At 59.5% G+C, this 11198-nt stretch carries 15 protein-coding genes; 8 read left to right on the forward strand and 7 right to left on the reverse strand.

The window, feature by feature from the left end:
* The first annotated feature begins 12 nt into the window (after positions 1 to 12).
* From waaA to coaD, 3 genes are read left to right on the forward strand one after another with little or no spacing between them, the layout of a single operon-like run.
* Entirely contained in the window at positions 13 to 1290 is a 1278-nt protein-coding gene (gene waaA / locus HMPREF3138_RS06445) for a lipid IV(A) 3-deoxy-D-manno-octulosonic acid transferase (RefSeq protein ID WP_025304695.1), read from the forward strand.
* Entirely contained in the window at positions 1291 to 2064 is a 774-nt protein-coding gene (locus tag HMPREF3138_RS06450) for a glycosyltransferase family 2 protein (protein WP_038872579.1), read from the forward strand.
* Positions 2065 to 2067: 3 nt separating this feature from the next.
* Positions 2068 to 2553 (forward strand): pantetheine-phosphate adenylyltransferase, encoded by a 486-nt coding sequence (gene coaD / locus HMPREF3138_RS06455; RefSeq protein ID WP_004931181.1) that lies wholly within the window; start codon positions 2068 to 2070, stop codon positions 2551 to 2553.
* Between the two features lie 3 nt (positions 2554 to 2556).
* Here the strand turns inward: coaD and mutM are convergent, their stop codons facing one another.
* The 4 genes from mutM to radC form a co-directional block, all read right to left on the reverse strand.
* Positions 2557 to 3372, reverse strand: coding sequence for a bifunctional DNA-formamidopyrimidine glycosylase/DNA-(apurinic or apyrimidinic site) lyase (gene mutM / locus HMPREF3138_RS06460; protein ID WP_004931185.1), 816 nt, complete (start codon positions 3370 to 3372; stop codon positions 2557 to 2559).
* An 81-nt stretch (positions 3373 to 3453) separates the two neighbouring features.
* Positions 3454 to 3621: a 50S ribosomal protein L33 gene (gene rpmG / locus HMPREF3138_RS06465; protein ID WP_002442576.1), complete on the reverse strand. Its 168-nt coding sequence runs from the start codon at positions 3619 to 3621 to the stop codon at positions 3454 to 3456.
* A gap of 11 nt (positions 3622 to 3632) precedes the next feature.
* Complete coding sequence (gene rpmB / locus HMPREF3138_RS25185; protein WP_004931195.1) at positions 3633 to 3869, reverse strand: 50S ribosomal protein L28; 237 nt, start codon at positions 3867 to 3869, stop codon at positions 3633 to 3635.
* Between the two features lie 262 nt (positions 3870 to 4131).
* Positions 4132 to 4815 (reverse strand): RadC family protein, encoded by a 684-nt coding sequence (gene radC, locus HMPREF3138_RS06470; RefSeq protein ID WP_070558837.1) that lies wholly within the window; start codon positions 4813 to 4815, stop codon positions 4132 to 4134.
* A gap of 183 nt (positions 4816 to 4998) precedes the next feature.
* On the opposite strand from radC, the gene coaBC reads away from it, so the two are divergent.
* The 3 genes from coaBC (at position 4999) to slmA (ending at position 7501) form a co-directional block, all read left to right on the forward strand.
* On the forward strand, positions 4999 to 6216 hold the full coding sequence (gene coaBC / locus HMPREF3138_RS06475) for a bifunctional phosphopantothenoylcysteine decarboxylase/phosphopantothenate--cysteine ligase CoaBC (protein ID WP_038872718.1): 1218 nt from the start codon (positions 4999 to 5001) through the stop codon (positions 6214 to 6216).
* Positions 6194 to 6652: a dUTP diphosphatase gene (gene dut / locus HMPREF3138_RS06480; protein WP_016929680.1), complete on the forward strand. Its 459-nt coding sequence runs from the start codon at positions 6194 to 6196 to the stop codon at positions 6650 to 6652. Before coaBC ends, dut begins: the two co-directional genes overlap by 23 nt.
* Positions 6653 to 6904: 252 nt before the next feature.
* The gene (gene slmA / locus HMPREF3138_RS06485) at positions 6905 to 7501 is read left to right on the forward strand and encodes a nucleoid occlusion factor SlmA (protein WP_038872573.1); all 597 of its coding nucleotides are present in this window, start codon (positions 6905 to 6907) and stop codon (positions 7499 to 7501) included.
* A 31-nt stretch (positions 7502 to 7532) separates the two neighbouring features.
* Here the strand turns inward: slmA and pyrE are convergent, their stop codons facing one another.
* Entirely contained in the window at positions 7533 to 8174 is a 642-nt protein-coding gene (gene pyrE / locus HMPREF3138_RS06490; protein WP_070558839.1) for an orotate phosphoribosyltransferase, read from the reverse strand.
* Between the two features lie 96 nt (positions 8175 to 8270).
* Positions 8271 to 8987 carry a ribonuclease PH gene (gene rph / locus HMPREF3138_RS06495; protein ID WP_025160305.1) on the reverse strand — a complete coding sequence of 239 codons (717 nt, stop codon included), beginning with the start codon at positions 8985 to 8987 and terminating at the stop codon, positions 8271 to 8273.
* A gap of 126 nt (positions 8988 to 9113) precedes the next feature.
* On the opposite strand from rph, the gene HMPREF3138_RS06500 reads away from it, so the two are divergent.
* Positions 9114 to 9977 carry a YicC/YloC family endoribonuclease gene (locus HMPREF3138_RS06500; RefSeq protein WP_038872569.1) on the forward strand — a complete coding sequence of 288 codons (864 nt, stop codon included), beginning with the start codon at positions 9114 to 9116 and terminating at the stop codon, positions 9975 to 9977.
* A gap of 73 nt (positions 9978 to 10050) precedes the next feature.
* On the opposite strand, the gene HMPREF3138_RS06505 is transcribed toward HMPREF3138_RS06500, so the two are convergent.
* The gene (locus HMPREF3138_RS06505) at positions 10051 to 10422 is read right to left on the reverse strand and encodes a hypothetical protein (protein WP_038872567.1); all 372 of its coding nucleotides are present in this window, start codon (positions 10420 to 10422) and stop codon (positions 10051 to 10053) included.
* 360 nt (positions 10423 to 10782) lie between these two features.
* Here HMPREF3138_RS06505 and HMPREF3138_RS26980 point away from each other — a divergent pair.
* Positions 10783 to 11198, forward strand: a 416-nt coding sequence (locus HMPREF3138_RS26980) for a Na+ dependent nucleoside transporter N-terminal domain-containing protein (protein ID WP_038882169.1), incomplete at its 3' end; no start/stop codon positions are given.

The raw sequence follows: 11198 nt of genomic DNA on the forward strand, positions 1-11198 counted from the left end.
GAAATTGATAGAATGTTGCTGCGTTTATATCAGGTACTACTCTACCTCATCCAACCCCTGATCTGGCTCCGCTTACTGCTGCGCAGCCGCAAAGCTCCAGCCTACCGTAAACGCTGGGCGGAACGCTATGGCTTCTGCGCCGGGAAAGTCGTGCCAGGCGGCATCATGCTGCATTCCGTCTCCGTCGGCGAAACGCTGGCGGCCATCCCGTTGGTACGGGCGCTGCGCCACCGTTACCCCGCTTTGCCGATAACTGTGACCACAATGACCCCAACAGGTTCAGAACGCGTCCAGTCCGCTTTCGGCAAAGACGTACATCACGTCTATCTGCCCTACGATCTGCCCGGCTCCATGAACCGCTTCCTCGACCAGGTGAATCCCAAGCTGGTGATCATCATGGAAACCGAGCTGTGGCCTAACCTGATTAACGCGCTGCATCAGCGGCAGATCCCCCTGGTGATCGCCAATGCGCGCCTGTCGGCCCGCTCCGCCGCCGGCTATAAGAAAATTGGCGGGTTCATGCGCGATATGCTGCGCCGCATTACGCTGATCGCCGCACAAAACCAAGAAGACGGCGATCGGTTTATCGAACTGGGCCTGAAGCGCTCGCAGCTGGCCGTAACCGGCAGCCTGAAGTTCGATATCTCCGTCACCCCGGAACTGGCCGCCCGCGCCGTTACGCTGCGCCGCCAATGGGCGCCGCGCCGCCCGGTGTGGATCGCTACCAGCACCCATGACGGTGAAGAAACCATCCTGCTGGAAGCGCATCGCAAACTGCTGGAAAAACACCCCGACCTGCTGCTGATCCTGGTGCCGCGTCACCCGGAACGCTTCCCGACCGCCAAAGAGCTGGTGCAGAAGGCCGGCTTCAGCTACACCCTGCGCAGCAGCGGCGAAATCCCGTCCGGCAGCACCCAGGTGGTGATCGGCGATACCATGGGCGAGCTGATGCTGCTGTACGGCATCGCCGATCTGGCCTTTGTCGGCGGCAGTCTGGTAGAACGCGGCGGGCACAACCCGCTGGAAGCCGCCGCGCACGCCATCCCGGTGCTGATGGGCCCGCATACCTTCAACTTCAAAGACATCTGCGCCAAGCTCTCGCAGGCTGAAGGCCTGATCACCGTGACCGACGTGGATTCGCTGGTGAAGGAAGTGGAAACCCTGCTGACCGACGAAGACTACCGGCGCTACTACGGCCGCCATGCGGTGGAAGTGTTGTATCAGAATCAGGGAGCGTTGCAGCGCCTGCTGCAGCTGCTGGAACCGCACCTGCCGCCCCGGAGTCACTGAATGAGCAGCCGCAAAAGCCTGTCGGTGGTGATGATCGCCAAAAACGAAGCCGGGCTGTTGCCGGACTGTCTGCGTTCGGTCGAATGGGCCGATGAAATCATCGTGCTGGACTCCGGCAGCGAGGACGACAGCGTCGCCGTTGCCGAAGGTCTGGGCGCCAAAGTCTTCACGCACACCGACTGGCAGGGGTTCGGCAAGCAGCGTCAGCTGGCGCAAAGCTATGCCAGCCATGACTACGTTTTGATGATCGACGCCGACGAACGCGTCACGCCCGAGCTGCGGCAATCCATCGAGCGGGTGTTGAATGCGCCGGACGACGGCGCCGTCTACAGCTGTGCGCGGCGCAACCTGTTTCTAGGCCGCTTCATGCGCCACAGCGGCTGGTATCCTGACCGCGTCAACCGCCTTTACGCCAACCAACGCTATCGTTATAACGACGATCTGGTGCACGAATCGCTGAACATCGGCGGTGCCAAAGTGATCCCCCTCAGCGGCGATATGCTGCACCTGACCTGCCGCGACTTCTTCGCCTTCCAGCGCAAACAGCTGCGCTACGCCGAAGAGTGGGCCACGCAGCGCCACCGGGCCGGCAAGCGTTGCGGCTACCTGTCTATCCTGACCCATACGCTCGGCGCCTTCGTCAAAACCTGGCTGCTGCGCGCCGGCTTCCTGGATGGCAAACAGGGGTTGCTGTTAGCGGTGGTCAACGCGCAATATACCTTCAATAAATATGCCGCATTATGGGCATTGGGCCGCAACTACTCAGAGAAGTGAATCATGACCAGCAAAGCCATCTATCCCGGGACCTTCGATCCCATGACCAACGGCCACCTGGATTTAGTGACGCGCGCGTCACTGATGTTCGATCACGTGATTCTGGCCATCGCCGCCAGCCCGAGCAAAAAGCCGCTGTTCAGCCTGGATGAGCGCGTGGCGTTGGCGACGCAGGTCACCTCGCATCTGGACAATGTGGAAGTGCTGGGCTTCAGCGAGCTGATGGCGCACTTTGCCGCTCACCAAAATGCCAATATCCTGGTGCGCGGCCTGCGTGCGGTGTCTGACTTTGAATATGAATTGCAGCTGGCGAACATGAACCGCCATTTGATGCCGACGCTGGAAAGCGTGTTCCTGATGCCTTCCGAAGAGTGGTCGTTCATCTCCTCCTCACTGGTGAAGGAGGTCGCCCGCCACGGCGGCGATATCGCGCCTTTCCTGCCTGACGTGGTCACCCAGGCACTGATGGCGAAGCTCGCCGCCGAGTGATGCTCAGCGCTGGCAGCGGCGGCAAAAGAAGGTGCTGCGCTGCCCGTGCTTGGCGGATTCGATCGGCGTGCCGCACGCGCGGCACGGTTCTCCCGCCCGCCCGTAAACCTGCAGCTCCTGCGCGAAATACCCCGGTTTGCCGTCCGACTGCAAAAAGTCGCGCAATGTCGTGCCGCCCTGCTCGATAGAGCGCTGCAACACCGCCTTGATGGTCTTCACCAGCAGTTCCGCTTCGGCTTTGCTCAACGATCCCGCCGGACGATCGGGCAAGATCCCGGCGCTGAACAGCGATTCGCTGGCGTAAATATTGCCGACCCCGACCACCAGCTTGTTATCCATCAGCCACGGTTTAATCAACGTGCGCTTATTGCGTGATTTTTCATACAGGTAGTCGCCGTTGAACGCTTCGCTCAGCGGTTCCGGCCCCAGGTGCGCCAACACGCTGCTGGTCGCCAAATCTTCGCACCACAGCCAGGCGCCGAAACGGCGCGGATCGGTATAGCGCAGGATCATGCCGTTGCTGATCACCAGATCGACGTGGTCGTGTTTGCCGGCTTCATCTTCGTTTTCCTCGCGCAGCATGCGCAAGCTGCCCGACATGCCCAGGTGCACGATAATCCAACCGTTCTCCAGCTCGATCAGCAGGTATTTGGCCCGGCGCTGCACGCTGAGCACCGGCCGATCGCTCAGCGTCAGGATCTGCTCGGAAACCGGCCAGCGCAGGCGCGCGTTGCGCACCACCGCATACTGAATGCTGTGGCCGACAAGATAAGGCTCTATACCGCGTCTGCTCGTCTCAACTTCCGGTAATTCAGGCATCTGGCTTCCCCTCCGACGTTTTCTACCCTTTATAAAACAAAAAACCCGGCCAAGGCCGGGTTTTTCATTAATCCACTAAAATTATTTAATTTTAGCTTCTTTGTATACTACGTGCTGACGGACAACTGGATCGAATTTCTTCAGTTCCAATTTTTCCGGCTTAGTACGCTTGTTCTTCGTGGTGGTATAGAAGTGACCAGTACCAGCAGAAGAAACCAGCTTGATCTTCTCGCGAACACCTTTAGCCATGATTCAGTTCCTTAATACTTCTCACCACGGGCACGCAGATCGGCCAGAACCGTCTCAATACCCTTCTTATCGATAACACGCATACCTTTAGCAGATACACGCAGAGTTACAAAGCGCTTCTCAGCCTCAACCCAAAAACGGTGTGAGTGCAGGTTAGGCAGAAAACGGCGTTTGGTCGCGTTCATTGCGTGGGAACGGTTGTTACCGCTCACCGGGCGCTTGCCAGTAACTTGGCAGACTCGGGACATGTCTATTCTCCAAAAATCAAATCAGCTCGAGCTTCGTATAGGGTATGGCCGCCTCGTCAGGCTTTTAGAGCCCATCTCAGCAAACTTCATACTGAGGAGACTCTCGTCATCAGGTAGAAACCACACATCAGGTCAGAAACCTGCTGAGATAGGCTCTTGCGCCAAACCCAAGATTCTCAAAGGTGGCGTAGTATACGCTCTGAAGCGTAAGTGCTCAAGTCCCGAACAGCTAAAGATCCCACAAGGATCGCGAAAAAATCGCTTAAAGCCATCCGCGCTCGGCAAAAGAGACGCATTCACCCCGACCGATCCCCAAATGATCAAGCACTCGGATCTCCAATAACTGACAGGCTTTCACCACCTGTTCCGTTATCAAACGGTCGGCATGACTGGGTTCAGCCTTACCCGAAGGGTGATTATGCGCGAGAATCAGCGCGGCGGCATTAGCCTTCAACGCTTCGCGCACAATTTCTCTCGGGTAGACGACGACGCTGCTGATGGTACCAGCAAACATCTCCTGATGGCGAATAACCCGGTGCTGATTGTCTAAAAACAATACCAAAAAGACCTCTCGCTCGCGATGCGCCAGCAGGCTTTGCAGATAATGCCGGGTGACGCTCGGATTGAGCATGGCGTTTTCCTGCGACAAATGGCTGGAAAAGAAGCGCAGCGCCAGCTCGGCAATCGCCTGCAGCTGCGTATAGCTGGCGTCCCCCAGGCCTTTTTGGCTGCAAAAAGCCTGATGATCGGCCGACATCAGGTGATAAAGCGAGCCGAACCGGCGCAGCAGCTGCTCCGCCAGCTGCATCACGTGCACGCCGGGCAACCCGGTGCGCAAGAAAATGGCCAACAGTTCTGCGTCGGACAGCGCCGCCGCCCCCTGCATCAACAGCTTTTCACGCGGCGCCAGCGCGCCCGGCCAGCACGCCACAATCGGGTTGCTCATCGTATTCCTCCCTGAAAGGGCTACAGCATGCCATGTGCTGCCCGGCGCGTTCGACAGGTGTTTGATAACATTGCGAAGTGTTTCGCAAAGCACAATGTAACGCCCTGCAGCCATTGCGGAATCGCTCACCTGAACGGCGGATATGCTAAAATGGCGCATCTTTCGGCTTTCAATCGGACAATGATGATGACGGGACTTTCCGGCAAACATATTGTGCTTGGCATCAGCGGCGGCATCGCCGCCTACAAATGCCCAGAGCTGGTGCGCCGCCTGCGCGACAGGGGCGCAGAAGTGCGCGTGGTGATGACCCACGCCGCCAAGGCGTTCATTACGCCACTGACGCTGCAGGCCGTTTCCGGCTACCCGGTGTCCGACGATCTGTTGGATCCCGCCGCCGAAGCCGCCATGGGCCACATCGAGCTCGGCAAGTGGGCGGATCTGGTGATTCTGGCGCCGGCGACCGCCGATCTGCTGGCGCGCGTCGCCGCCGGCATGGCCAACGATCTGTTGACCACCGTCTGCCTGGCGACCGACGCCCCTATCGCCGCCGCCCCCGCCATGAACCAGCAGATGTATCGCGCCGCCGCCACGCAGGCCAACCTGCAAACGCTGCAGGCGCGCGGCATGCTGCTCTGGGGGCCGGACAGCGGCAGCCAGGCCTGCGGCGACGTCGGCCCGGGCCGCATGCTGGATCCGCTGGACATTGTCGACCTGGCGAACGCGCATTTCTCCGCCCCGCAGGATCTGCAACATTTGCAGGTTATGATCACCGCCGGCCCGACGCGTGAGGCGCTGGATCCGGTACGTTTCATCAGCAATCACAGCTCCGGCAAAATGGGCTTCGCCATTGCCCGCGCCGCCGCCGCCCGCGGCGCGCAGGTGACGCTGATCGCCGGGCCGGTCAGCCTGCCGACGCCGCCATCGGTCACCCGAGTGGACGTCACCAGTGCGCTGGAGATGGAGCAGGCGGTGCAACAGCGCGCCGCGCAGCAGCAGATTTTCATCTCCTGCGCCGCCGTGGCCGATTACCGCCCCGAGCAGATCGCCGATGAAAAAATAAAAAAACAGGGTGATGAAATCGTCCTCAAGATGGTAAAAAACCCCGATATCGTCGCCGGCGTGGCGGCGATGACCAAAAATCGACCGTTTGTCGTGGGGTTTGCCGCCGAAACCCAGAATGTGGAAGAATACGCGCGGCAAAAACTGGCGCGTAAGAAGCTGGATTTGATTTGCGCTAACGATGTATCGCTTGCAGAGCACGGGTTCAACAGCGACACCAATGCCCTGCACCTTTTTTGGCAGAATGGAGAAAAACGCCTGGCGCTGAGCGACAAGGCACTCCTTGGCCAACGTTTAATAGACGAGATAGTCAGCCGTTATGATGAAAAAAATCGACGTTAAGATCCTCGACCCGCGCATCGGTCAGGATTTCCCGCTACCGACCTACGCCACGCCGGGCTCCGCCGGTCTCGACCTGCGCGCCTGCCTGGACAGCGCGGTGGAGCTGGCGCCGGGTGAAACCACGCTGTTGCCTACCGGCCTCGCGATCCACATCGCCGACGCCGGCCTGGCGGCGGTGATCCTGCCGCGCTCCGGCCTGGGCCACAAGCACGGCGTCGTGCTGGGCAACCTGGTCGGCCTGATCGACTCCGATTATCAGGGCCAGCTGATGGTGTCCGTTTGGAACCGCGGCCAGAAACACTTCACCATCGAGCCGGGCGAACGTATCGCGCAGATGGTCTTCGTGCCGGTAGTGCAGGCCGAATTCAACCTGGTGGAAGAATTCGACAGCAGCGAGCGCGGCGAAGGCGGCTTCGGCCACTCGGGGCGCCACTAAGCGCCCCCCAAGGCACGATGGCCGGCAGGGAAACGTCGCCTGAACCTTGCCTTTCCGGGGAGAAGGATGTCTCTGCGGCAAAGGTTTTACCGCGACAATTGCAGCGCACACCAGGCAGCGCGGAAAAAGGCCGTTAAGGCCGCTGACCCCAGCATCGTAAAAAAGCTATCACATAAGCCGCACAGAGCCTGCTCTGCAGCGGCCGGTGCGCGGGTTTCCGTCAGTTAAGTTTTAGCAAGGGTCTAATCAGACATGGCAGAAAAAGAAAAGACGAAAAGGAATCGGCGCGAGGAAATCTTGCAGGCGTTAGCCCAGATGCTGGAGTCCAGCGACGGCAGCCAACGCATCACCACCGCCAAACTCGCCGCGAACGTGGGTGTTTCTGAAGCTGCGCTGTATCGGCATTTCCCCAGCAAGACACGGATGTTCGACAGCCTGATCGAGTTTATCGAAGACAGCCTGATCACCCGCATCAACCTGATCTTGCAGGACGAGAAAGAGACGTTTAATCGTCTGCGCCTGATTTTACTGCTGATTCTGGGCTTTGCGGAACGCAACCCGGGGCTGACGCGCATCATAACCGGCCACGCGCTGATGTTTGAACAGGATCGCCTGCAGGGCCGCATCAACCAGCTGTTCGAACGCATCGAGGCGCAGCTGCGCCAGGTGTTGAAAGAGCGTAAATTGCGCGAAGGCAAAGGCTTTATCGTCGATGAAACGCTGCTGGCGAGCCAGCTGCTGGCCTTCTGCGAAGGCATGTTGTCGCGCTATGTGCGTTCGGAATTCCGCTATCGCCCAACGCAGGAATTCGACGCCCGCTGGCCGCTGTTGGCGGCCCAGCTGCAATAAAGATAACGCCGGGCATGCCCGGCGTTTTTACTTACCCCCCGTACTGCTCGCGGTAAGCGCGCACCGCCGCCAGGTGGTCCGCCATTTCCGGCTTCTCCTCCAGATAGGCGATCAGGTCCTTCAGCGTCACGATCGAAATCACCTTGCAGTGATAGTCGCGTTCCACTTCCTGAATGGCGGAGATATCCGCGCGGCCGCGTTCCTGACGGTCGAGGGAGATCAGCACGCCCGCCAGCGAAGCGCCGCTGGCGCCGATGATTTCCATCGACTCGCGGATCGCGGTGCCGGCGGTGATCACATCGTCTACCAACATCACGCGCCCCTGCAGCGGGCTGCCTACCAGCGAACCGCCTTCGCCGTGGGTCTTGGCTTCCTTGCGGTTAAAGCAGTAAGGCACGTCGCGCTCATGGTGTTCCGCCAACGCCACCGCCGTAGTGGTGGCAATAGGAATGCCTTTATAGGCCGGGCCAAACAGCAGGTCGAAATCGATGCCGGAGTCCATCAGGGCTTCGGCGTAGAAGCGCCCCAACAGCGCAAGATCACGCCCGGTATTAAACAGGCCGGCATTGAAGAAGTACGGGCTGGTGCGGCCGGACTTCAGGGTGAACTCGCCGAATTTCAATACCTGCTTGTTAAGCGCGAACTCGATAAACTGGCGCTGATAGGCTTTCATTACTGCTTCTCCTCGTCTGAATCTGCTTGGGTCTTGTCATTACTGCCGCCCGATCGCCGGGCATAAAAAAGGCGACTTCTCAGTCGCCTTAAAAAATCAGTCCGCCAGCGCCGCTTTCTGCGCCTGGAAGATGGTTTCGATGCCCCCTCGGGCCAGCGCCAATAGCGCCAACAGCTCATCGTGGCTGAACGGCTCGCCTTCGGCGGTGCCCTGCACTTCAATCATGCGGCCATCTTCCATCATCACTACGTTCATGTCGGTTTCCGCCGCGGAATCTTCCACATACTCCAGATCGCACAGCGCTTCGCCATTGACGATGCCGACGGAAACCGCCGCCACCATGCCCTTCATCGGGTTGGCTTTCAGCTTGCCGTTGGCCACCAGCGTGTTCAGCGCATCGGCCAGCGCCACGCAGGCGCCGGAGATGGAGGCGGTGCGGGTACCGCCGTCGGCCTGCAGTACGTCGCAGTCGAGGGTGATGGTGAATTCACCGAGCTTTTTCAGATCCACTGCGGCGCGCAGCGAGCGCGCGATCAGGCGCTGGATCTCCAGCGTGCGGCCACCCTGCTTGCCTTTGGCGGCTTCACGGGCATTGCGGCTGTGGGTGGAGCGCGGCAGCATGCCGTACTCGGCGGTGATCCAACCTTGCCCCTGGCCTTTCAGGAAGCGCGGAACGCCCTCTTCTACCGTGGCGGTGCACAAGACTTTGGTATCGCCAAACTCAACCAGCACTGAACCTTCAGCGTGTTTGGTATAGTGACGGGTCAGTGTCAGGGGGCGAACTTGCTGTGGTGCTCTGCCTGCAGGACGCATGGGCTCTCTCCGGCTTCAAATCAACTATTGGCTGCGCATTATACGGGCTTCGTGACGTAATGCCTATCCTGCCCGCAGCCGCGACGCTATAATCGCCCCATCTTTTCCTATTACGGGTACGCATCAATGATCCGCAGCATGACCGCCTACGCCCGGCGTGAAATCAAGGGTGAATGGGGCAGCGCAGCCTGGGAGCTGCGTTCCGTTAACCAGCGCTACTTAGAAACCTACATCCGCCTGCCGGAACAATTCCGCAGCCTGGAGCCGGTGATCCGTGAACGTATCCGTGGCCGCCTGACGCGCGGCAAAGTCGAATGCAACCTGCGTTTCGAACTGGATCCAAGCGCGCAAAGCTCGCTGATCCTGAACGAAAAACTGGCCAAACAGCTGGTTGAAGCCGCCAACTGGGTGAAAATGCAGAGCGACGAAGGGGAAATCAACCCGATCGACGTGCTGCGCTGGCCGGGCGTGATGTCCGCGCAGGAGCAGGATCTGGACACCATCAGCGCCGAGCTGATGCAGGCGCTGGACGGCGCGCTGGATGACTTCATCGTCGCACGCGAAAGCGAAGGCGCCGCGCTGAAAACGCTGATCGAACAACGCCTCGACGGCGTCAGCGCCGAAGTGGTCAAAGTGCGCGCCCAGATGCCGAACATCCTGCAATGGCAGCGCGAACGCCTGGTCAGCAAGCTGGAAGAGGCGCAGGTACAGCTGGAAAACACCCGCCTGGAGCAGGAGCTGGTGCTGATGGCGCAGCGCATCGACGTCGCCGAAGAGCTGGATCGCCTGGAAGCGCACGTGAAAGAGACGCACAACATCCTGAAGAAGAAAGAAGCCGTCGGCCGCCGCCTCGACTTCATGATGCAGGAGTTCAACCGCGAATCGAATACCCTGGCCTCCAAGTCGATCAATGCCGACGTCACCGCTTCCGCCATCGAGCTGAAAGTGCTGATCGAGCAAATGCGCGAGCAGATCCAGAACATCGAGTGATCCTGCCCCGCACGCCATCAAGCCCGCGCCAAGCGGGCTTTTTTATGGCTGCAGATCAGCGATAAGCGGCCGCCTACTCTTCGCCCATCAGCCCCATTTTCTGCAGCTGCACCGCAATGCTCCAGGTTGAACGTTCAAACTCATCGCTCAGCGCTTCCAGCGTCGCCCCGGCCGCATGGCTCTCGCGCAGCCGCAGCTTTTCCTCTTCCGGCCAAGGGAAGTAGGCATTGGCCGGCCGCCCCTCGGCCAGATTCTTCTGCCACTTCTCCTCCGACGTCAGCCGGGCTTTTTTCTGCCGTTCGGCTTCACCGTCGAACTCGCTGGCCAACGCGAACAGCAGGCGGATAGCCTCCGACGCGCAGGCCGCCGAAGCCGGTCTCAACAGCTCGCCGGTGTCGGGATTAACCCCGTTGGCCAGCGCCCTGAGCAACGTGCCGGTATTCATTGTTCGCCTCCTTATCCGAGAAGATGCGCCGGTCGTGGCGCCTTGTTCAGGCATTTTTCTTTGCCTCCCTCGCGAAAACCACGCTTTACGCCATGAAAAAGCGCCAGTTGCGAGCCAGATTCCAGGCGTTTGCACGCGAGTGACAGTGATTGCATCAGGTTGCGAGCCGGCAGGCCCCTGGGGAACCGGCTCACCGGGAAGCTTATGAAAAACTGCCGGACAGCGCGTGCGGATGACATTCGGCAAGATATCCCGCATGCCATAAGTATTTTGTTCTAATTATCACGCAAGGTAATGAAAGGACGGCGATGCTGTGGCTAAATGTGTTTTTTCTCTGCCCGTGAACCGTACGGACCGTTTATGCCACAAATTCTGCAATTTATTATGGCTCTGGTGGTGATCATCGCCCTGGCGCTGCTGGTCAGCAATAATCGCAAGAAAATCCGCCTGCGCTATATCATCCAGCTGCTGGTGATCGAAGGCGCGCTGGCCTATTTCTTCCTGCACTCCGCCAGCGGGCTCAGCGTGATCAAACACGTCGCCGGCTTCTTCGACACCCTGCTCGCCTACGCCGCCCAAGGATCGGAGTTCGTGTTCGGCGGCATGAGCAAGGATGGCCTGGCGTTCATCTTCCTCGGCGTTTTGTGCCCTATCATCTTTATTTCCGCCCTGATCGGCATTTTACAGCATTTCCGCATCCTGCCGCTGATCATCCGCCTGGTCGGCACCTTGCTGTCCAAGGTCAACGGCATGGGCAAGCTGGAGTCGTTCAACGC

It is taken from the genome of Serratia sp. HMSC15F11, assembly GCF_001808215.1.
In the GTDB taxonomy this organism is placed as follows: domain Bacteria; phylum Pseudomonadota; class Gammaproteobacteria; order Enterobacterales; family Enterobacteriaceae; genus Serratia; species Serratia nevei.